We start from the raw sequence: 21,726 nt of genomic DNA, 5'->3' as shown, positions 1-21,726 counted from the left end.
TTCACGCTTATCCAATAACAAAAAACCAGTAGAATTGCTGGTTTTTTATTGCCTGTATTAAATCGTGATTATTAAATTAAATTGAGCTGGAATGGTGTAGTTATAAAGGACGTTTCTATTAGTTTTTTTGAGTTTTATACATTCTTTTTGATAATTGCTAAGGAACTTAATATAAGGAGAATATGCGGTTAACATTGTGATTTTAATAGTAACTGCAGCACCTGATGTCGCAGCGAATATATTAATTAAAAAATTGAGAACCTCATTCCAATGAAAATATCTTTCAATTTCAAGTCCACTTTAGTGATTGTCTCACTATTTTTTTGCGCTCAAAGTATAGCAGCTGAAAAACCACCCAAACCGTGGCATTTTGACAGCAATATTTATCGTGAACTATTAGAAAACAGAGACGATGACATGCTGTTGAATAAAAATATACAGTGGGATGAATGCTCAAGGATGGCACCGGCTACGGATCGAATGGCTTTAGGGGTGCAATATAATCCTGATGAACCTGATTTTGTGCGTGATAGCATCATTGATTTTTATCCTGTGGATAATGATAGTTTTTCTGATGTGATTAATCAGAAAATAATGGATTTGGCTTTTGAAATGGCTGAAGTAGCAGACGGTGACAAAAGCAGTGATGATTCTGTTGTTACTCAAGCCGCTTGGGATTGGTGTATCGCTCAAGACCCACAAAATTTTGCTGATCTATAAACAGTGACAATAAATTGTTTATATAGCGTGCTTATATTCAGTGATTAAGGTGTTTTAATTCGTTCAATTGAGGCTATATAGCATCACAATTCTCCTTTAAATTGTAAATAAAGCTTAAAGTAAAACGCTAAATAATAAATACAATCATCGAGGTTCACTCGATTTTATTTAACCACAAGGATGTAGTAATGCTTTCAACGATTTTAAGAGGGATAATCATTTTTATCAGCTCTTTGGCTGTTTTTAGTGCCCAACAAGCCTATGCTTCTAAAGAAGATCACCCTGCAGTGTCACGATATGAAGGAGCAACGCTTAAGGATACAGGGGTTATTCATTACAAAAAAATATTAGTCCCCGTCAATGTAGTGCCTGGCACCGAAGATACTGAGTTGATTGAAGTCATAGGCAAGATAACCGCTCATGGCTATTTGTTGGAAGGGAATAAGTCGACCCTTGAAGTTGGCCTAAACTATAAGCAAGTGATCGAAAAGTTAGGCGCTGAATTATTGATTGATTGTGTTGATAAACTCTGCGGTTATCAGCCATTGGATTTTTATTGGCAGAGTTGGGCTAATTACAATAGTTTAGTTGTAGATGATAATGATGATGACACTCGTTTTTTAGTGGCTAAGCGAGCAACTGATAAAGGTGATATTTATTATCAATGGATTATTACTAATGTCTACGACGGGATAATCGGTATTGAGCAGACAATCATCGAGCCTGAAGCGTTACTGTTAGATCAGGTTAGCGTTAATCGCAATATATCGGTACAAGTCGAACAAACCGTTTTAAAAGCTGCTAGAGAAGACATTGAGGGCAGTCACGATCATCCTGTAATAAGCCGTTATCAAGGGGCTTATATTACTGACTATCGACAGCGTGAATTTGAAAAGGTGTTTATCCCAACAGGGGTGGCAGTTAACCAAGTTGCCCCAGTTATAACCGTTGAAGGAAAAGGCACAACCATCGGTTATAATTTAAGTAATAGCCAGTCAAGCCTACAGATTTATCAAAACTATTTATCGGCGCTAAAAGCGGCTGGCTTTGACATTTTATTCACCTGCAACTTGGCAACTTGTGGCCATGCGTTACTTGATGACTTATATACTTCAGACGCTAATAAATTTAGATTTCACCCTGTTGAAACAAATAATGACCCAGATAGTGATTTTAGGCTTATTAGCGCCAAGTTAACCACTGCGAATAAAGCCATCTTCTTGTTGGTAGCGATAGAAGGTGCGTTAACCAGTAATGATATTAATAAAATTGTCGTCGATATTGTTGAGAAAAGTGAAATGAACACGGCTAAAGTGACCATAGACCCACAATATTTGAATGACGAAATCACACAAAAAGGTCGAGTGGTATTACATGGACTTAACTTTGCTTTTAATAAATCGCAGTTACTACCTTCGTCTACCGCATCACTGGCAGCGATAACTGAGTACCTTACATTACATCCTAAGCAACAATTCTATGTAGTAGGGCATACCGACAATGTTGGTAGTTATGAGATTAATACTCAATTATCCAAGGCGCGTGCTCAAACCGTTATCGAAGAATTAATCAGCTTAAAAATCGACAAATCAAGGCTTACGCCAATTGGTATAGGCCCAGTATCGCCGAAAATAGCTAACAGCAGTGACGCTAATAAAGCTGAAAATAGACGGGTTGAGTTGGTTTTGCAGTAATTGTTTTTGAATGACAATAGGATGTAGTTAGTGTCGAACAAAGGAGTCTTTTTTTACAAACGTGAGGCTGCTTAAATAGCGGGTTTATAGTCGTTATTCATTTAGTAAAAGCTATTGTAAAGGTTAAAACGATATACCGTTCACCCAAGAAAACGGTATATCGAGTGTTTATAAATTAAACTATTGCGGTTGTACGGTTAAGCCTAAAAGGTGCTGATATAACGGTGTTGTAAATTCAAATGTATCGTCATCATAAGTCACCATTAAAGGGGCCGTAATCGCATCAAGCGGAGTGGCCTTGTATAACTCGACCTCAACAGCAACATTCTCATCTTCGATATATTCAAGAATATAATAATCGCTATTCATAAGCGAAGGTGCTGACGGGTCAACATTTACACTTGTAATTTCAATCATGGGCTGATCGCTAGGGCTCGTTAATAGTTCCCAAGTATATACTGCAGTGATTTCTCCGTCATAATCCTTAATAGTAAAAGCTTGTGCTTCAGAATCAATGTTAGTGTATTCCGGGTAGTCACTACTGAAAAATGTCGAAACGATATCTGTGGTGGTTATCAGTTGAGGGCTATCACTATTTGGTAAATCATAAGTTAAGCTTGAACTCACATCAGGTTGTCGACATATCACATCATCTTTTTGAGCTATTTGTATTTTAAATAAACTCTCAGGCCAGGTAAGGCTGTTAAGTTTTAAGGCTGTAGGGGTACGTTCTATTATCGCTTGCCAATCAGTCTCGTCAGCCCAGAACTTTTCAACATGGAACTCAATGGGGATTGTTGTACCTTCATAATAAGTTGTATAAGTATTACCGTTGACAAAAGGTTCAGGGTTCTCTAACTCGCTGTCTTCATAGATTTTAGTAATCCAACCTTGTGCTTCAGAGTTCCAGCAAGCCATGTCATCATCTAAGTTATCTTCAACAAATGACATGTCAATTTCAAAGGCTGAAACAATATCATTAACAATAAAGCCTGTTAGCATTTTTTTAATAGAGTCATCTTGAAGTGAGAAAGAGGTGAAACCAACACTTGAGCTCAATATATAAGTATTTTTAAAGCCGAGTTCATTTTCAATATTATTGAAAACAATATCCCAGTCACTCTGAGACATGATTTCTCTATCTAAAGGGTTTTCAGTAAAACCAAGTGCAATAGCGGCATTACTGATGATTATTCTTGCGGCAATAGGGTTTTCTTTTATAAACTCTTCGATAGTGAAATCACTGTCATTAAGCATATCTTTTAAATCTTCGAAACTTATTCCGAGAATTTTTTCTACAGCAAGTAATGAGGGCACTTGTCCTGCAACAACTTGGTCAACATAAAGATAAAGCGCATCTGAAATGAGGAAGTTGTCAGATACGGAATTAGCTGCATCAACTTGATATAGCTCATCTATATTAAGTTGATAAACACGGCTTAGTAATACGTCTAACTCTGATAATAATGCTGTAGCATCTTGGGTTGGTAAATCACTGTTATTAATTTCTATAGTGCGATTTAATTGGATTGAAGTTAGCGAGTTAATGGCACCGTTATTTTTCGATAAAGCTGTGAGTTGACCTACGCCGTCAGCACCGATGACTCCTAGTGTATTTGTTACTGCTAATGGATTTTTGAAGTTTAAAGACAGCGCTTTTGCTGGTTGGCGCGCATTAGATGCTGCAGTCGTCCAATTTGCCATTAAATAGTATTCAGGTGTTTCAACTGCGCTGTTCCAATCGATTTGATAGTTACCATCATTATCAGTGGTGGTAGTTGGCTCATCATCGTCACAAGCCAGATTTTTATTTAAATCAACACAGACATTAGCTCCTGCTAACGCTCCTTGATAAACCGCTAATCCTTTAACTTGGTGGCTATATAAGATATCTGCAGGTGGTGTCGTATCAGGAGGGGTAATTTCAGCTGCAGTGTCACTATCAGAAGACCCGCCACAAGCGGTTAAAAAGTAACTGGATATAATTAGAGGAATAACCTTTTTTAAATGCATTTCGTGTCCTTACAAAGTGCTAATAATTTGGGCTGGCTATTTAAGCATAAAAGGATATTAATAAGCCACTCTGCAATTGTATTAATTATTAAAAAAATTAAAAGGTAGTTAATTAGTATGTAATTTGTGGTTATTACATTCCTTCTGATAATTGAAATTATTTCTATGTGTGAAATCATACATCCGTTTTATTTATATATTTCATTAAATGGAGGTTTAAAATGTTTAAAATTAAACAGAAAGGTCAGGGTATGACTGAGTATATTATTATTGTTGCTTTGATTGCGGTATCTGCAATTGGTGTTTATAGCTTTTTTGGTCAAACAATTCGTAACCAAGTTGCAGGGTTATCTGCCGAAATGTCTGGTCAAGACTCTCAAACTCAAATTGATGCAGCGCAAACATCAGCTTCTGATGCAAATGATGTCGCATCAGAAGATTATAATTTAGGTAATTATAATGAAGCTGCAAATAAGAGTGCTGCAGGCAACTAATTATATTGACCGCGCAATTGAGCATCTTACTTAATTGCGCGTTTATTATAATATTGTTATCAAAAAGGAGTTTGATATGACTAATAAAATACTTGGTCAGGGTATGACAGAATATATCATCATTGTTGCACTAATGGCTGTATCTTCTATCGGTGTTTACAGTTTTTTTGGTCAGACTATTCGCAATCAAATAGCTGGTTTAGCTAGAGAAATGTCAGGACAAGATTCAAGTTTACAAATTACAGCAGCGCAAGGTTCAGCTGCTCAAGCTAGCATTGTAGGGAGTCGACAGTATAACTTAGGCACTTACAATGAAGGTGCGAATGGCGCAACTGGTGGTACTGGTACTGGTGGTGATACTGGCGGTGGCGGTATTGTCGATTAGCTTTTAGTAATAATTCATGGATGAACTAGAATAATGAATAGGATTTCAATGCCCTTAAAACAGCAGGGGCAATCATTAGTACTTTCTTTGATACTAATGTCATTTGCAGCTATGACCATGCTATATAGCTACAATACTTCAAAGCTAAATATTGAAAGCACCAAATTACAGCACACTGCAGATAATACTGCTTATAGTGTTGCAACGATTGCAGCCAGAGATTTCAATTTTAAGGCATATACAAATCGTGCTTCAGTTGCCAACCAGGTTGCGATAGCGCAAATGGTTGGCTTATCTTCGTGGTTTAATATGACTGACCGGTTTGCACAAAATGCATGTGATACATTGTGTTGGGTGCCATATCTAGGTCAAGTCTTGTCAGGGATTCAAAGTGCTGTAGGTGCCATTAATTCAGTAGCTCAGCCTGTATTTGAGGTATTGATTTATGCTGAAAATGCTATTTTACATGCATTAACCTTATCGCAACAAATTGTTCATTATGCAGGTGCTACCGGCTCAGTTGCTGCTGCACAAAAAATAGCAGAAGCCAATGATGGCAGTGCTAAATTAGAGCTAATGCAAAACACATTATTAGCAGACGATATCTTTAATATTTGGTTCACTTTTCAAAAGCTACATTCACGTAGCGATAGTTCTGATGATGCAACTCAATTCAACGATTATAAGGGGGTTATTCTAGACTCTAGAGACCCTTTTAGTGCAAGACGTACTTATAAATTAAATTTCCCTTGGAGTCTGAGCTTTTTCCCTATTAGATGGAAAACAATTAAGGCAGGAGGAAGTGAATTAATTTCTAATGGTAATAGCCAAGCTGAATCCTGGACATCTATGGACACGATTAGTTTTCATTTATCCAAATTTAGGTGTAGTTGGTCTGGTTGTCGCTGGCGTGGTTATAGTGAAACCGAGCTTGGCTGGGGTGCCACTAGAACAGATAATAGAGCCGATATTGAAGACATCGACAGTAAGGATTATTGGGGAGAAAGTCGACGTAATAATAAAGATGCATCAAAGCAAGCTGCTGAAGAACAAGAAACTAGAGGTATGTACAGTGGTGTACAGCCTTTTTATGGCCTTTCAAATAGTGCGTATCAAAAAAACCAAACCGATAATATTGCAGTGGTTATATCGAAGAAACAAAATGACTTACGTACGACTAGTTCAATACCTCTAGCTGAAGAACAAATTAACCCCGCTGAAAATGAAAAACTATCGGGGGATCGATTAACTGCACTAGCAACGGCTCAGGCTTATTATTCTCGACCGAATGATTTAATGTCTCTGACTCACTCATGGTCCAGATCAGATGGTCGTCATGAATATGGCAATCTATACAACCCTTTTTGGCAAACCCGCTTATCAGAGCCAACAAACACTGAGAAATCGGTTGTGTTGTTCCTTACAAGGGCCATGTAATGAGCTTTAGAAAATACCTTCATGGTCAAGCTTTAGTCGAAAGCATCGTGGGTTTTTCCTTTGTTATTGTACCAATAATGTTGTTATTCCCCTTTTTGTCAAAAATGACAGGAATACAACACAGAGCTCAAGAAGCTGCACATTACACAGCATGGGAAAGAACGGTTTGGAAGGAGAGTCGGCCTAGTCGCTTTCCTTCAAGGAGTGGTCTTTATATCGCTCAACAAACTGAACCAGAGGTCGCTAAAAGTATTCCTTGGCGGTTTTATCAAAAAAATGGTCATAAAATTTCAAGCGATATAACTACAGACTGGAGTTGGAACGATAATGTTCATCCGTTATTAAAACACCAAGTTTTTCAAGGGGAACGCAGTAATACAATTGTAGCCTCTACGCAAGATGAACCTGTTAATCACGATGAATATGACCGTTTTAGTCGTGAAAGCAGAGGTGGACGTTTACCTGGAAGTATTGCTGGGGCAGTGGGCCAAGCTGTTGGTTTTCTTTCGTTTACTGGTTTTTCTTTAGAAAGAGACCAATTTTACAGAACTCAAGTAACCACTAATCTTGAAAAGCATTATATGGCTCCCTTTAATGAACTTGATTTAAGTTTCTCAAATAACAGTGCGATTTTAGCCTCAGGTTGGAACGCAGGTGGACCGATGCATGTAAATGATAGGGTTAAACGCTTAGTGCTGACGAATTATATGGATAACGGAGTTATACAAACAGCACAAAGTTTAATTGGACTAATTCCTTTTGCAAAAGAAATTCGTCCTAGCAGTTTAAGGTTAGGGCACGTTGATGCTAATGCATTACCTGATAATCGTCTTTGTACTTATGGTACTGAAAGTTGTGGAGGTTAAGGTGATGAGGTTTCTGTTATTAATATTTTTATGTTTCTATTCTTTTGCTGCGAGCTCTACTGACTGGCCAGAAATTATATTCCCAGAATCGTCACAAGTAAGTATCGTTGCTGATGATATGAAAATGTACGGCTACCCAATGCGTACTTGGGTTGTGAAAGATAAACAAAGCCAAATGATGATGGCTAGTTTTTTTAAAAAGCAATGGCAGAAACAAAGCGACAAGTTTGATGCTCAAATGTTTAATGGTGATTATGTTATTAATAGTTTGCAATCTTCATTTTTATTGACAGCAAGAATCCATAAAGATTATGAGGGAGTTACTGCTTTTGTTGGTATAACCAAGAATATGGATGAAGATGAAGTATTAAAAAATACTAAGTCATTCCCGGTTCCTCCTGGTGCAACTATTTTGTCAGACATTCAATCAACTGACATATTTAAACAAGGGCACACCTTAGTTATTCAAAGTGGGCAAAGCCTTTCTCATAATTACCATTTCTATAGAAGATATTACCAACGCAGAGGTTGGGTTGAAAATACTGGGATGCTAGATACTAGAGCAGGAAAAGCTGCACTTCAAATGAGTCAAGGTGCAGATCTGATAGACATAAGTTTTAATATAAAAAAATCAAAAGTATACATTGTAGCTAATCAAGTCATGGAAGGACGTTAGAAATGTTTTTTTCTCAAATAAAATTTAGAAAAAAGATTAAGGGACAGGCAAGTGTTGAGTATCTGGTTATTAGTGCTGCTTTAGTAGCTGCATTATTAACGCCTGTTGAAAATAATCAAAATATTATGGAAATATGCGCAGAAGCATTACAAGAATGGTATTCAGCTTTTGCTTATAGCAAATCTTTATCATCTCTCCCAATTTAATCTAGGCAAAAATATGCAACTTAAATCATTCGACTTTAACTGGATTTTATTAGTTATTGCACTAGTTCTTGGCGGCGTTTCTGCTTGGGCAACTAAAAACTATTTTATTACTAAAGAAGAACAAATTAGAGCTGAACTCTCTAAAGATAATATTGTTATGGCTGATGTGGTCGTCGCCACTCAAGAGCTTAGGAAAGGCGATATTATTTCTGAAATAAATATGTCTGTAAGACGTATCAGAGCTGATACATTGCCATTAGATGCAATTCATCCATCTCAATTTGATGATGTTATTGGGCAAATGTTACTTGCTCCTTTAGCGCCTGGACGACCTTTAATCGGCTCATATTTACCTGGGATGCAGGCTAAGCAGTTTTCTGACTTATTACAGGAAGGGCAGCGTGCAGTTACCATTAATATTGATGAAATTAATTCAACAGCAGGAATGCTTGTACCTTCAGACCATATTGATTTGATGCTTGCATTTAGCGATGAAAGTAATGATGAAACTCGTCAGAAGTTACAGTTACTCCTAGAAAATGTCACTGTTTTAGCTGCAGGTAGAAGAAGCATTGAAGTTAACGCGGAATTGGTTGATACGATTTATGATAACCCTAATGCATACAGTACAGTTACTTTAGCTTTATCTATTGAGGATGCTGCGAGAGTCTCTTTAGCAAGAGAGAAAGGTGAATTTGTCACTTTCCTTAGGCATCAGCAGGAATCAACTTCACTGGATTTTGTCTCACTACATGAAGGTCAGATTTTTGATATGGCTGAAGACAATATTGAAAATAGTGTCGAAATGATAATTGGTGGTAGTGGGATTAAAACAACCACTCAATCTTATCCACTCCCGAAAGAAATGCTAGAACAACTTAGTCAATATAAGAACAATACATCACTATGAAAATATTAAAAATAGTCATATTTATTTGGGCATGCTTATTAGTGTCTTTTAATTGCTTTGCACATAATAATAAGCCTTTTAAATTATATGTTGGCGCTGTTGAGTTATATAAAATCGAAAATATCGAAAGAATTGTTGTTGGTAACGGAAGTATCGTTAGCGCAAAAGTACTTGATGAAAAAGCGGTTATTTTAATTGGGGAGTCAGCTGGTGAAACAGATCTTCAATTATGGCAAAAATCTGGGAAAGTCATAAAAATGAGTATCACAGTGACGCAAGATAATACGCTCAAAACAACGGCAAAAGTAAAAAGGATGCTAACTGCATTCCCTTCTTTAACGGTATCAGAAAATGATGGCTTAATAATTGTTCAAGGGGAAGCTGATTTAGTTCAAAAAGAGCAGTTAGAAAAAATATTAGCAGCTGGCCCTAATGTTGTCTCTTTAGTGAAGTATTTAAAATTTGCGAAAGTGATGGCTCCGATGATCAAGATGCAAGTCAAAATTGTAGAGTTTAACAAGTCGACTTTAAATAACATCGGAATTAAGTGGGATACAACCATGGCTGGCCCTGCTTACGGTGCAGCTAAAGCCTTTACAGCTAATCCAATTTTTAGTGTTACTTCAAGTAGCCAAATTAGTAACTCAATAGCAGATGCTGTAACAGGCAGTATTGGTGTATTAGACACTCGAGGTTGGAGCTATATGGGTATCGTTACTGGTATTAGTTCTCAAATTCAATTGCTGTCAGAGAAAGGTGATGCTCGAATGTTAGCTGAACCCAATCTTACAACTCGTAGTGGAGAATCTGCCTCATTTTTAGCTGGTGGTGAGTTTCCTGTTCAAAGTGTTACAGGGCTTGGCGCAGTAAATGTTGAGTTTAAAGAATACGGTATCAAATTAGATATTGAGCCAGTAGTCGATGATGAACAGAATATCGTGAGCCGCATAATGGCTGAGGTTAGTTCTATTGATCCTTCAAGAAGTTTTGACGGGATTCCTGGCATGCTCACACGAAGAACGGAATCAGTGATAAATGTAAAAAATAACCAAACGATAGTTATTTCCGGGCTCGTAAATAGCCAAATGTCAAAAATTGTTCATAAGTTCCCTTTCTTAGGTGATATCCCCGTCTTGGGTGAGTTATTTAAATCTCGAAACTTTAAAGAAGATAAAAGTGAGTTGGTTATTTTTGTTACTCCAACGGTTGTCTACCCAGGTGAAGAAAGCCACGATAAACAACTTGCTCGAGGATTAGAGATGGTTGATGAATCAAGCAAACTTGAAGCATTTTACATCTTAGATTAAAGGGAATTAGCAATGTTTAACATTATGGTTAGCACCACTAAAGGCACTAAGGTTGGTGAGTTTCAATGTATTCACTCGGAATGCCTAATAGGTAAAGATACAAGTCAATTGATTCAATTGCGTGGTTTTAAAGTCTCGAAAAACCATGCAACGCTTCATCAGGACGATTCTGGCATATTTGTTACAGATAATAAAAGTCGTACAGGTATAAGAGTTAACGATGTTAAAGAAGACAACTTTGGACCTTTATCATTAACTGATAAGGTTCAAATTGGCGATTATGTGATTAGAGTTCAAAGCTCTGATCCAGTAAGAACTCCTGTTGCAGCAGTTAATAATTTTTCGATAGAACCTCAAATAACAATTGAAGATGAAGGCAAAGAGACTTTAAGTGTTACTGAGTATTCAGAAGCTCCAGTTGAAAAAGCCTCAACAATAGCTGACCCTGAAATAATTAAAAAAATTCAGATTCGCAATGAATGGCGCCGTAAAGTTCACAGTGAATTACTTAAGTTAATGGACTTACGTCGAGTGAACGTAAATGAAATGAGCGATGATGAACTCAGAACTCAGAGCCAAAAATTGATACAGCAAATCATTTTGAATATGAAAATTCCAAATGATATTGATATTGAAGCTTTAACGAAAGAAGTTCTCGATGAAACAATAGGGCTAGGTCCTCTTGAAGGATTAATTGCTGATCCTGAAGTGACTGAAATCATGGTAAACAGCCATGATCAAATTTTCTATGAAAAAGCCGGTAACTTGTTTTTATCCGATATCGCCTTTTCAGATGATCAAGCGGTATTAGGCGCGATAGAAAGAATTGTAACGCCTATTGGTCGACGCATTGATGAAAGTTCTCCAATGGTTGATGCCCGACTTAAAGATGGCTCTCGAGTTAATGCTGTTATTCCTCCTCTTGCCCTGAAAGGCCCATGTATTACCATTCGAAAATTCATGCAGCAAAGGCTTAGTTGTAATGATCTAGTCAATTTTGGTTCGATGAACCATCAGATGGCATTATTTTTAGAGATGGCCGTAAAACAAAAAAGGAATATTGTCATTTCAGGCGGAACAGGTTCAGGTAAAACAACATTATTAAATGTTTTATCAAACTTTATTCCGGATAAAGAGCGCATTGTTACAGTAGAGGATGCAGCGGAACTACAACTTTACCAACCAAATCTAGTCGCACTTGAGGCGCGACCGCCGAATCAAGAAGGCAAAGGGGCGGTTGAAATCCGAGATTTAGTAAAAAACTGTCTTCGTATGCGACCAGATAGGGTTGTTATTGGTGAGTGTCGTGGTGGTGAGGCTTTAGATATGCTTCAAGCAATGAACACTGGACATGATGGCTCACTTACAACAGCCCATTCAAACTCACCTAGAGACTGTATATCTAGATTAGAAGTGATGGTGATGATGGCAGGGATGGACTTACCTGTTCTTGCTATCCGTGAACAAATCACTTCGGCTGTGAATATTATTGTTCAACAGTCGCGCTTCTCTGATGGTTCAAGAAGAGTAACAAGCATATGTGAAGTGACAGGCTTAGAGGGAACTGTAGTTCAACTTTCTGAAATATTTAAGTTTCAACAAACAGGCTTTAATACTGAAGGTAAGGTTGAAGGGCATTATACCGCTACTGGTACCGTTCCTGAGTTTTACGAACAGCTACAAAAACGTGGTGTTAAAATCAAGCTTGATATCTTCGATATTGGCGGTGAAAGATGAGTACGGTGATTATTGCTGCCATACTCGCATTTTTCTCCATATCTTTATTGGTGTGGTCAGTTAAGCATTTATCTGCAAAATTCGCATTAAAATACCAAGAAACGTTCACCACATCAGCAAGAACAAATCTATCAGATATGTTTTTGTTTATTGAGCCTAAACAGTTATTTCTTATTAATATGCTGACATTGTTTTCATTGCCGATTTTATTAAGAATATTTTTGGGTTCTTGGGCTATTGGTATCATTATCAGTATCATTTTAGCGATAGTGCCCCGCTTCGCTTATAAGTTTTTGCATAAAAGGCGACGCCGTAAATTTGTTCACCAACTACCTGATGGACTTAATATGGTTGCAACTTCGATGCAGTCTGGAGCCAATGTCACCAGTGCTATTGAGTTTATGGCCGTTGAAATGGAGTCTCCGATGAAGCAAGAGTTTCAGTTATTTCTGCGTGAACAGCGTTTAGGTGTCGAGTTTAATACGGCGTTAGATAATATGTTGGTAAGGATTCCTGAAGACGAATTCCAATTAGTTACCGCTGGAATGCAAATATCTAGAGAGGTCGGGGGTAACCTGGCTGAGGTGTTATTACGACTTTCGAGTACATTAAGACGAAAAATTGAAATGGAAGGAAAGATCGATGCGCTAACGTCCCAAGGCAAGATGCAAGGTGTTGTAATGACTTTACTACCACTTTTCATTGGTTTTGTTCTGTATCACATGGAACCAACTTCAATGGGGAGAATACTTACAGAACCTATGGGGTGGGCATTAATGGTGGTGATTGCAATCATGCTAACTTGTGGTTATATGTCGATTAGAAAAATTGTGGCGATAGACGTTTAAGGATAATTATGGTCAATCTCATTGTAGCCTGCTATACAATTGCTGTTGTTTTTCTGGTTGTTAGTTGCATAAGAATATATAGAAAAGTTCCTGCGGATAATCGCGAATTTATGGATCCTATCTCGCCAGGTTTAAAAATAATTTGGCCTTGGGTGCGTATCTTAGCTTATTACGTGAGTGAAAATCTTAGCGTAGATTATCTTGAGCGAATCTCTAAAAAACTACAAACTTCAGGGTTATCGTACATCATGACAGCGGAGCAATATTTTGCTATTCGTCTGATAAGTACAATATTTTCCGTAGGTTTATGTATTGTAACCGGTTTTTTACTTGATGGTGTCACTGTAAACTACCTAATTATTGCCATTGTTATTGGTTATTTTTTACCAGTATTAACGCTAAATGATTTACGGAAAAAACGTCAAGGCTTAATCGTAAAATCACTCCCTGTATATTTAGATTATTTAACTATGTCGATTGAGGCAGGTTTAAATATGACGGGTGCTTTATCACAAGCTGTAGATAGAGGCCCAGATGGGCCATTAAGAATCGAACTTGAGAAAGTCATCCGTGATATGCGTGCAGGTATGTCACGTGCGCAGTCTTTTAGAAATATGGCCGAGCGAGTTCAAGTGACCGAAATTAATAGCCTTGTAAGTGCTTTAGCACAAGCAGAAAGAACGGGGGCAAGTCTTGGTCAAACATTAAGAATTCAATCCGATCAACGACGAGTTGAGCGTTTTCAACGGGCAGAGAAAAAGGCCTTAGAAGCGCCAGTTAAATTAGTGTTTCCACTCATTATATTTATTTTCCCAGTGACCTTTATGATTCTGGCATTCCCTATTGCAATGAAATTTATGTATGAGCTTTAATATGAGAACCGTCAGCATAACTCATGAAAACGGAAACAGTATTAGTGATGTCAAAGTCGCTGATACCGCACCATCAAGAATGCGTGGTTTATTAGGGAGCAAGCCTTTAACTATCGAACAAGGTTTATTAATTACCCCTTGTAATTCAGTTCATACTTTTGGCATGAAGTACGCAATTGATGTCATATTTTTAAATAAAAAAAATTATGTCATCAAAATAATAAAAGTAATGAAACCAACTCGGATTACAGGGTGTTTTAGAGCTTCAAAAGTTTTAGAAATAGCAGCTGGGGCAGCTGACAAAAATAATATAAAAAAAGGAGATATATTGTCATGGTAAGACAGAGTTTTTTATTAATATTAATTATTACGAGTTTAATGTTAAGCGGTTGTGTGAGTTCTGAACCACCCAAAGAGCCTGAAGGTAATCAGCAAATAATGATATTGCAATCCGAAGCTGAATCAGCTTATAAAATGGCAATGTTAGATAAGGCAGAAAGCTTATATTTCGAGATTTTAGCCAGTGTACCTAATTATTCACCAGCCTGGTTTCGTTTAGGAAATATATATACCAGAACTGGCAGGCAAGAAGCGGCAATTGCTGCCTATAGTAAATGTTTAGAATTAGATCCTGAAAATCAAAAAGCTTGGTATAACATAAGTTTAGTCAGAATAAAACAGTCTACTCAAGTGTTATCTACGGCATCAAGAAAAGGTAATTTAGATACTCCCGTAGGGCGACAAATTAACGCGCTTTTAGCTGCATTAAATAAATTGCAGCAAGAGCCGCGTAAATCTGACAGCCAAATACAAGCAGCATTATGAGGTCTTTAGTGCGCTTTCAAAAAGGTCAAAGTATGGTTGAGTTTAACTTAGCTCTGCCTTTTTTGATGCCCTTAATTCTTGTAACCATGATGCTCATTGTACAGTGGGGCTTTATTTATTCCGCTAAAAGCACGCTAGATGCAGCCACTATTAATGCTGTAAGGGCAGGTACATTACATAACGGAAATCTTAGTGAGATAAAGAAAGGTTTGGCAGCAGGAATGATGCCGTTATTTGCTCATGGAACTGATATTTCTGACACGCTTGAGGCTGTAGCGGCGTCCCGTATTGCAGTAGCTTTACAAAGTGAAGTGACCATATTAAGTCCTGATAGAGCAACATTTGATGAATTTAAAATCAGAGCTCGATATACACAAGGTTATGTTAATGAAATTCCGAACAATACTTTAATGTACCGTAACCCGGCTTTAAAAGATGTGGGTCAAGGAAGGAAATTAAATGTTCAGGATGCCAACTTATTGCAGATTGAAGTCCGTTGGTGTCAGAAATTAATCGTGCCTTTTGCTAATTATGTTATTGAGGAGATTGTTAATTCTATTTTGTATGTGCCAGGACCTGAGCAGTTGGTTTGTAGTGCCCTAGGTCAAGCAACTGGAGATATATATTTGTCGATGGTGTCACAAGGATTAATGAGGATGCAAACACCTTTTAGATTGTAAATATAATAGACGTCAACTAATCAGATAGTAAAACTTTAAAAATTGAAATAAATGGATTTATATAGGGATATATTCAATGAAACATAACAGTCTTTGGCTAGCGATGGTTTTATCGTTAAGCATTGGGATTTCTGGGTGTAATGGCGAGTTAGAAGAAGGAGAAGGTACGCAGGAACCAACAGTACCGACTAACCCAACAGATCCGGTAGATCCAACAGATCCAACAGATCCAACGGACCCGACAGAACCAACAGATCCTGACGAGTATGTTGGCACCTGGGAAAATAAAGATGAAGATGGTGATGGTGTACCTGATGAATTAGATGATTATCCGTTTGATTCAAGCCAATCTGAATACGAAATGCTTTTTGAAGAAGAATTTAATAATAACGTTGGTGAGGCAAACGTCGTCGGTTCTGTGCCATTTCGCATACAAGGTGCCATTAGTGACTCCCGTGATATTGATGATTTTAAATTTACAGTATCAAATGAGGATATTAGTGCTGAAGTCATTTTTAGTTTTATTGTCTATAAAGATGAATCTAAATTTAAACCGAGAATCGCTATCATAAAAGATGATGGTGTTGTTCTTCAGGTGCCTAATATAGCAATTGATAAGGTTGGGCGAATAGGGTACGCAATCTCTTTTAAACCTATGGATGTAGGAAATTACAATCTGAGTGTGACAGACTTCTTCGGGAATAGTGATGTTGATTATACTTATTTACTAGAGTCATTTGTTGATTTAGATAGTGATGGTGTAGCTGATGAGAAGGAAGTTGCATTAGGCATGAATCCTAATATACAGGATACAGATAATGATAATATTCTTGATGGTAACGAATATCATGTCTTTAAAAGTCAAAATGTACGAGATCTAGATGTTGACTTAGATAGTATTCCTAATTGGTTGGATAGTGACTCTGATGGTGATGGTATTTTAGATTTATTAGAGTCTACAGCAAATTTTGACGGTGATAATTATCCTAATTTTGTAGACGTAGATAGTGATAATAACAATATTTATGATAAAGATGATTTTGATGACTCTATAGGGTACCTACAAGATACAGATGGGGATAATATTCCTGATTATGCGGATGTTGATGATGATGGTGATCTTCTGTTAGATATCAATGATACTGAAAGTAAACAGCCTCTTGTATTATTCAGTTCGGTAAGTGACACAACTCCTAAAATACGCAATGTGCAGTCTAATATTGCTGGTAATTCTGTGATAAATAAAATTTCTGCATTTAACCCAGTAATTATCAATGGTATTAATTTAAATTATTCGAGTGAGGCTTTTGTTGTTTTAAACAAAAATGACGAGAATGAAAAAACGACAAATATTGAAGTTAACGTTACTTCGGAAAAACAAATAGAGTTTGTTGTTCCTGATTATGGTGATATTAAGTTTGGTGGGGAAGATGTTGATTTGTTTCTTGTCATTGGTGGTAAGAGAACAGAAAAAATACGTGTTAGGTTACTGGATCCTCTTAATCCACAGCTGTATACAATAACTCCAACTTCAGCTGGGTCAGGGCAAGTGATAAGCGTCGTAGGAGATAATCTTTCTCCTGGAACGAATGTGATTATTAATGATCAAGAACTACAACTTAGCATAATCAGCTCAAGTTCTGCTGAGTTCACAGTACCAGAATTAGCTTTATCCTCTAATATTTACTTAAAAAATCAATATGGAACAAGTGAAGCCAGTTTTTTAATTATTAGACAAAATAAAAATTTGGCAATAGATATACCAGTTCAATACCAAAATATGACCGGACCTTTTAGGTTATCGATGGTAGATGAGATATTTACTGAATTAAATGATATACAGGGTTATACCTACCCATTTACTAGTATGCAGCCTAGCACGATATTAATCACAAATAGTAATGATACCAGTATATTACGTGCAATAATGCTACCTTCTAAATCACAGGTTAATATAAGTGTAGATTCTACTATCAAGGCTATGGCGTTAACCAGTTTTATTCAGGGGAAAACAGAGGCTCAAATTATTGAAGCGCTAGAGCTACTACCTCAGCTATCTAGTTACTTATCTCTTGAAGAATATGTGTTGGAAGGCATAACTACAGATATAGATGACACATTTGATTTTGGGAATATGACTGTAGCTGCAAAAATTTATGATATTAATGAAGAATTAAATCAGTTATTGACACAACAGTTGAATACAGTTGTCCAAAAAAAAAGCATTTTAAATGCAATAGAAAGCTCAGTTGTTGGTAAGTATTCAGCTTCAGATCCTCAAAGACCATCTATAACACCAACTGAGTCGCAAGATGGTATAAAAATTGAGCCGACAATAAGTGGAATAACCGATCTTTTTGATTATGATGGGTACACTGAACTTCAGAATAGTACTCAGATGTACTTGAGTACTGCAGTTTATAAAATAGATAAAAGTTTAACTGTCGATACTACTCCAGCTGTTGGAGTTGACCCCGCAGATAATAAAAAAGGTAAGACCTATAGCCATATTGATTCATTCTTAGATAGGGATATGATTGCGCCAGTAAATTATGTTGCCTTTTCTGTCGCATATTGGTCACAAGATACAGATCTTGATGTATGTAAGTATCAAGATTGTTTAATTGAAGTGATAACGCCAGGACCTAATGGTGAGCCTTTAAATGATAGCTTAAAACAAAATGTAGCAAAAAATTTATTTATTCGTAACTTAATTGATAGAGCGATTTGGCCAACATTTAAAGCTATCTCAGACATAGTTTCAACCGCCACAGCTAAAGATAATAATAAGCAAGGGATTGGTGATGATGGTTATATTAGAGACCCATCTCGAGCAGATACAGCAGTACACATTACTGAAATATTTATATCAGTATTACCTAATGTTATTGATTCTATTCATGATGCTTTTAAAGATGGGAAAGTTACCCCTGAAGAAGAGAAAGACATCATTAATGAGTTAACTAAAGTAATAGATGCAGAAAGAAAAGCATTGCAATCATTTAAGTTAGGGCCAGTTTTGACAGCTATATACTCAACTGCTGGTTTTGATATGGCGAAATTACTCGCAGATATTTCTACAACGATTAGAGATAAGATACTTGAAAGTTTTGTACCTTATTATGGACAAGCCGTTAGAATTATAGAAATTTTAAGCTTAATCAATAATGGGGCTAATGCTGCTGAAGCTTGGTATCATCTGTTTAATTTAAATCAAAAATACGAATACCGAGTGACTTGGGGGTTGCGTATTGTTGCAATGGAACCAGGGTTGATTCAAATTAACGAAAAAGATTTAGTTGAATTGAAAATCACGGGTATTGGTATTTGTCCTGTAAAAGATTGGAGAGGATATTTAACTTATCCAGTAATTACTTTTAATGATAAAACTACAGGTGAAACTGAAGAATTAGTTATTAAGAATCAAGGTGAACTTTATAACTCTTATAGAGTGAATGATATTTGTACCGAAGCGAAAATATACATACCACCTGCTTATTTATCTAAAATGACACCTGACTCCAAAGTGACAGTAGAACTGGATTTTTCCGGTGATATTGCTAACAGTGAAGTGCAGCAGTCAGAACCATATTTTCTCACCTTTGGTGACGGCTTAAAAATTGATAAAATAACGCCACAACCAGCTTTTATTAATAGTGAAATTACTATCACAGGCTTAGGTTTCTCAAAAGTACCAAATGAAAATGAAGTTTATTTTGTTGATAAATTTAATAATCGACTATCTGCAAGGATTGTAAAATCATCAGAGAATCAACTTAATGTGTTAGTACCTGAAAGTGCAGTTTCGGGTAATATTTATGTTAATGTTAACAATATTGAAGTAGCTAGTAATATTATTATAAGTTCTACTGAGATGATATTTACTTTTGGTGATAATGGTAACCAAGCAGATGATAGCTTCCAAGTATTGTTAAATAACGTTGCTGTTGATGAGTCCATTGCCGGTCAAGCTAAACGCACAAAGACATTAACGCTACAACCAGGTGAAGTTGATTTCGAGCTTTTGGGCATTACAGTCCCTGATTCTCGAGCGACTTATTATGTATGTTTTTCAAATAATGTTGATGTGATAACGGGTGTTACTTCTGCTAAAGTAGATTTCGAACCTGGTAGTCAGTTTTCTACAAAACTAAGGTTAAATGTTAAAGCTGAATCAGCTTCTAACCCTGTAAATTGTAAGTATTTCGATCCAACAACCAACCAGCCAATTGTAATGTGGGAAGAGTAAATATGGATATTTTAGTAAAATCGTTTGCATTCGTTTTGCTAGTTAGTTTGTCATATGGCGTTCATGCAGATGACCGTAATCATAATTTTGTTGCAGACAGCAATACCGATAGCATCTTTCTTGATAAATGTAAGGTTTATAGAGACTCACTAAAAAACAAAGATATTGAGTTGTTTAAAACCTTTATTGCTCCTTCATTTCGTGAACATCCTGGTTTAATCAAAGGTTTTTCTACTTATGTGAAGAAATATGAACGTGAAGTCGGTAAGGATGCATATATATTAGAAAAGGTTGTGATTGCGCCATTAGAAAATCAAAACTTTGCCGGTGTTGATTACATATATTCTTTTAATAATGGTAAAGGCAATGGCAATTCTGGTTGTACATTTATTCGTTTAGAAGGTAATCATTGGGAAATAGGGAGTTAAGTCTTTAGTGTTGAGTGTATTAAGAAGATCTGACAGCAAAACTGGCATGTATAAAGCGATTAAGGGATAAAATGTTTAGCAAGATAACAGGGACGTTATTGAAAAACGCGACATCATTTTCAATTATTTCAGCATTTGAAAAAGTGAAGTGGATTTTTTTATTTTTAAATCTTATTCACCTTGTGCTGGGATCGGTTTTATTTACGCTTTCAATTGAATCAGTTGGGCGTTTAATCATCAGCATATTGCTGATACTGATTACCTTCAGTTATCAGCGACGATGGTGCTTTGATGCTTCACGCAAGATACTGACACAGTTTCATGGTTTCAAACTCGGTATTAAGGCTATTTATACGATTGCGCAGCAGGAGTTCGACTACGCAAACATTAAAAATATCGAGTTAAAAGAAGTTCATAATACCAATAAAGTGATATTGCACCTCAAAGATACTGAAAACAATCAGGCCGCTAAGCAAGTCTCAATATCGCTTAAAGTTAAGTCAAATAAGCTTTCTTTTGTGGTGCAACAACTTCGGAGCAATCTATCATCCCAAGGTATTAATGTTATTGGTCAATTTGGTTGTATCAACAATAAAGTGTGGCCTAGCTTCGGTTCTGTAGCGCTTGACCAGGACACAGTAAAGGCTTTTATTGGAATTAACTTATTTAATAATCCAGTAATGAGACAATTTCCGGTTATATTATTTATGCTGCCGTTGCCTTCTCAGTATTTTCATCGAGTTTGGATCCCCAGTTATATCAGTAGCATACTTGCTTTGTTTATTGTCTATTCTAGTCAGAATTTCATTGCCGCGATTGTGGTGGGTTTATTTGGTGGTGGAGTATCGGCAGTGAGACGAAAGTTGATTTGCGATAAACACTATACATTTGGTGCATCCCCTATTACTGAAATTATTATAAGTGAAGAGTATCTAGATATTCCTGCTGTTTATTTTGAAAACAAACAAGCTAAGCAGATTAAAAAAACGGATATTCAATCAATTGATATTGAATGGAATTGGTATAAAAGCGGCAAAGTTCAATTTGGTGGAGGATACCTTGAACCTTATGTGTTTAACCTGAATATCGATGTTGAAAATGAAAGTCGCTTGGTATTAGCCGGGCAGTCATTTGATAGTAAAAAACTCGTTATCGCTTTATGTGAGCTGGGTTATAACGCCACACTGACACAAATTACTAAAACCCCAATGGCTTGGCGTTATTATATTTTAGGCCCACTTGTCGTGTTCCTTTTGGGGGTAATCGGTTATGGGCTTTATATGGCTTATTTTCGTTTGATTGCTTAAGCGATCAATAACATGGCCATGAATTCTTGCATCAAGTTCAGGCTTCTAGTTATATCGGCTTTTTTACCGTCT

The 21,726-nt window shown here is 36.6% G+C and carries 20 protein-coding genes; 19 read left to right on the top strand and 1 reads right to left on the bottom strand.

Annotation, left to right across the window (positions count from 1 at the left end):
• Positions 1-270: 270 nt before the first annotated feature.
• Both FPK91_RS10380 and FPK91_RS10375 read left to right on the top strand, forming a co-directional pair.
• Positions 271-720: a hypothetical protein gene (locus FPK91_RS10380; RefSeq protein WP_144211118.1), complete on the top strand. Its 450-nt coding sequence runs from the start codon at positions 271-273 to the stop codon at positions 718-720.
• A gap of 188 nt (positions 721-908) precedes the next feature.
• Positions 909-2,414 (top strand): OmpA family protein, encoded by a 1,506-nt coding sequence (locus FPK91_RS10375; protein ID WP_144211116.1) that lies wholly within the window; start codon positions 909-911, stop codon positions 2,412-2,414.
• 180 nt (positions 2,415-2,594) lie between these two features.
• On the opposite strand, the gene FPK91_RS10370 is transcribed toward FPK91_RS10375, so the two are convergent.
• A complete protein-coding gene (locus FPK91_RS10370) occupies positions 2,595-4,427 on the bottom strand; it encodes a hypothetical protein (protein WP_144211114.1) in 1,833 nt (610 codons plus the stop codon).
• Positions 4,428-4,648: 221 nt separating this feature from the next.
• Here FPK91_RS10370 and FPK91_RS10365 point away from each other — a divergent pair, with 221 nt between their 5' ends.
• From FPK91_RS10365 to FPK91_RS10280, 17 genes are all read left to right on the top strand, one after another.
• Positions 4,649-4,921 (top strand): Flp family type IVb pilin, encoded by a 273-nt coding sequence (locus tag FPK91_RS10365; RefSeq protein ID WP_144211112.1) that lies wholly within the window; start codon positions 4,649-4,651, stop codon positions 4,919-4,921.
• 76 nt (positions 4,922-4,997) lie between these two features.
• Positions 4,998-5,306, top strand: coding sequence for a pilus assembly protein (locus FPK91_RS10360; RefSeq protein ID WP_144211110.1), 309 nt, complete (start codon positions 4,998-5,000; stop codon positions 5,304-5,306).
• Between the two features lie 33 nt (positions 5,307-5,339).
• Positions 5,340-6,743, top strand: a complete 1,404-nt coding sequence (locus tag FPK91_RS10355) for a hypothetical protein (protein ID WP_227006732.1) — start codon at positions 5,340-5,342, stop codon at positions 6,741-6,743.
• Positions 6,743-7,609, top strand: a complete 867-nt coding sequence (locus FPK91_RS10350) for a hypothetical protein (protein WP_144211108.1) — start codon at positions 6,743-6,745, stop codon at positions 7,607-7,609. Before FPK91_RS10355 ends, FPK91_RS10350 begins: the two co-directional genes overlap by 1 nt.
• Positions 7,610-7,613: 4 nt before the next feature.
• Entirely contained in the window at positions 7,614-8,285 is a 672-nt protein-coding gene (locus tag FPK91_RS10345; RefSeq protein ID WP_144211106.1) for a hypothetical protein, read from the top strand.
• A gap of 2 nt (positions 8,286-8,287) precedes the next feature.
• Positions 8,288-8,491: a hypothetical protein gene (locus tag FPK91_RS10340; RefSeq protein ID WP_144211104.1), complete on the top strand. Its 204-nt coding sequence runs from the start codon at positions 8,288-8,290 to the stop codon at positions 8,489-8,491.
• Between the two features lie 13 nt (positions 8,492-8,504).
• A complete protein-coding gene (gene cpaB, locus FPK91_RS10335) occupies positions 8,505-9,401 on the top strand; it encodes a Flp pilus assembly protein CpaB (RefSeq protein WP_144211102.1) in 897 nt (298 codons plus the stop codon).
• A 41-nt stretch (positions 9,402-9,442) separates the two neighbouring features.
• Positions 9,443-10,708 (top strand): type II and III secretion system protein family protein, encoded by a 1,266-nt coding sequence (locus FPK91_RS10330; protein WP_227006731.1) that lies wholly within the window; start codon positions 9,443-9,445, stop codon positions 10,706-10,708.
• A 12-nt stretch (positions 10,709-10,720) separates the two neighbouring features.
• The gene (locus tag FPK91_RS10325) at positions 10,721-12,445 is read left to right on the top strand and encodes an ATPase, T2SS/T4P/T4SS family (protein WP_144211098.1); all 1,725 of its coding nucleotides are present in this window, start codon (positions 10,721-10,723) and stop codon (positions 12,443-12,445) included.
• Entirely contained in the window at positions 12,442-13,293 is an 852-nt protein-coding gene (locus tag FPK91_RS10320; RefSeq protein WP_144211096.1) for a type II secretion system F family protein, read from the top strand. Before FPK91_RS10325 ends, FPK91_RS10320 begins: the two co-directional genes overlap by 4 nt.
• An 8-nt stretch (positions 13,294-13,301) precedes the next feature.
• On the top strand, positions 13,302-14,165 hold the full coding sequence (locus FPK91_RS10315; protein ID WP_144211094.1) for a type II secretion system F family protein: 864 nt from the start codon (positions 13,302-13,304) through the stop codon (positions 14,163-14,165).
• A complete protein-coding gene (locus FPK91_RS10310) occupies positions 14,155-14,505 on the top strand; it encodes a DUF192 domain-containing protein (protein ID WP_227006730.1) in 351 nt (116 codons plus the stop codon). Before FPK91_RS10315 ends, FPK91_RS10310 begins: the two co-directional genes overlap by 11 nt.
• A gap of 53 nt (positions 14,506-14,558) precedes the next feature.
• Positions 14,559-14,990 carry a tetratricopeptide repeat protein gene (locus FPK91_RS10305; RefSeq protein ID WP_227006729.1) on the top strand — a complete coding sequence of 144 codons (432 nt, stop codon included), beginning with the start codon at positions 14,559-14,561 and terminating at the stop codon, positions 14,988-14,990.
• 32 nt (positions 14,991-15,022) lie between these two features.
• The gene (locus FPK91_RS10300; protein ID WP_144211090.1) at positions 15,023-15,670 is read left to right on the top strand and encodes a TadE family protein; all 648 of its coding nucleotides are present in this window, start codon (positions 15,023-15,025) and stop codon (positions 15,668-15,670) included.
• 76 nt (positions 15,671-15,746) lie between these two features.
• On the top strand, positions 15,747-19,919 hold the full coding sequence (locus FPK91_RS10290) for an IPT/TIG domain-containing protein (protein WP_158638080.1): 4,173 nt from the start codon (positions 15,747-15,749) through the stop codon (positions 19,917-19,919).
• Between the two features lie 2 nt (positions 19,920-19,921).
• On the top strand, positions 19,922-20,347 hold the full coding sequence (locus tag FPK91_RS10285; protein ID WP_144211084.1) for a hypothetical protein: 426 nt from the start codon (positions 19,922-19,924) through the stop codon (positions 20,345-20,347).
• A gap of 71 nt (positions 20,348-20,418) precedes the next feature.
• Positions 20,419-21,654, top strand: a complete 1,236-nt coding sequence (locus tag FPK91_RS10280; RefSeq protein WP_144211082.1) for a hypothetical protein — start codon at positions 20,419-20,421, stop codon at positions 21,652-21,654.
• Positions 21,655-21,726: the final 72 nt, after the last annotated feature.

Origin of the sequence: Shewanella donghaensis (assembly GCF_007567505.1) — a bacterium.
GTDB lineage: Bacteria > Pseudomonadota > Gammaproteobacteria > Enterobacterales > Shewanellaceae > Shewanella > Shewanella donghaensis.
The sequence above is the reverse complement of the archived record's forward strand: the minus strand, read 5'-3'. Positions and strand labels throughout refer to the sequence as shown.

Bases quoted from the DNA above. Each gene is read 5' to 3' on its own strand.
- FPK91_RS10340 (WP_144211104.1), top strand. From the start codon at position 8,288: ATGTTTTTTTCTCAAATAAAATTTAGAAAAAAGATTAAGGGACAGGCA.
- FPK91_RS10280 (WP_144211082.1), top strand. From the start codon at position 20,419: ATGTTTAGCAAGATAACAGGGACGTTATTGAAAAACGCGACATCATTT.
- FPK91_RS10325 (WP_144211098.1), top strand. From the start codon at position 10,721: ATGTTTAACATTATGGTTAGCACCACTAAAGGCACTAAGGTTGGTGAG.
- FPK91_RS10350 (WP_144211108.1), top strand. From the start codon at position 6,743: ATGAGCTTTAGAAAATACCTTCATGGTCAAGCTTTAGTCGAAAGCATC.
- FPK91_RS10370 (WP_144211114.1), bottom strand. From the start codon at position 4,427: ATGCATTTAAAAAAGGTTATTCCTCTAATTATATCCAGTTACTTTTTA.
- cpaB (WP_144211102.1), top strand. From the start codon at position 8,505: ATGCAACTTAAATCATTCGACTTTAACTGGATTTTATTAGTTATTGCA.
- FPK91_RS10355 (WP_227006732.1), top strand. From the start codon at position 5,340: ATGAATAGGATTTCAATGCCCTTAAAACAGCAGGGGCAATCATTAGTA.
- FPK91_RS10310 (WP_227006730.1), top strand. From the start codon at position 14,155: ATGAGCTTTAATATGAGAACCGTCAGCATAACTCATGAAAACGGAAAC.
- FPK91_RS10290 (WP_158638080.1), top strand. From the start codon at position 15,747: ATGAAACATAACAGTCTTTGGCTAGCGATGGTTTTATCGTTAAGCATT.
- FPK91_RS10360 (WP_144211110.1), top strand. From the start codon at position 4,998: ATGACTAATAAAATACTTGGTCAGGGTATGACAGAATATATCATCATT.
- FPK91_RS10365 (WP_144211112.1), top strand. From the start codon at position 4,649: ATGTTTAAAATTAAACAGAAAGGTCAGGGTATGACTGAGTATATTATT.
- FPK91_RS10315 (WP_144211094.1), top strand. From the start codon at position 13,302: ATGGTCAATCTCATTGTAGCCTGCTATACAATTGCTGTTGTTTTTCTG.
- FPK91_RS10345 (WP_144211106.1), top strand. From the start codon at position 7,614: ATGAGGTTTCTGTTATTAATATTTTTATGTTTCTATTCTTTTGCTGCG.
- FPK91_RS10375 (WP_144211116.1), top strand. From the start codon at position 909: ATGCTTTCAACGATTTTAAGAGGGATAATCATTTTTATCAGCTCTTTG.
- FPK91_RS10320 (WP_144211096.1), top strand. From the start codon at position 12,442: ATGAGTACGGTGATTATTGCTGCCATACTCGCATTTTTCTCCATATCT.
- FPK91_RS10380 (WP_144211118.1), top strand. From the start codon at position 271: ATGAAAATATCTTTCAATTTCAAGTCCACTTTAGTGATTGTCTCACTA.
- FPK91_RS10285 (WP_144211084.1), top strand. From the start codon at position 19,922: ATGGATATTTTAGTAAAATCGTTTGCATTCGTTTTGCTAGTTAGTTTG.
- FPK91_RS10300 (WP_144211090.1), top strand. From the start codon at position 15,023: ATGGTTGAGTTTAACTTAGCTCTGCCTTTTTTGATGCCCTTAATTCTT.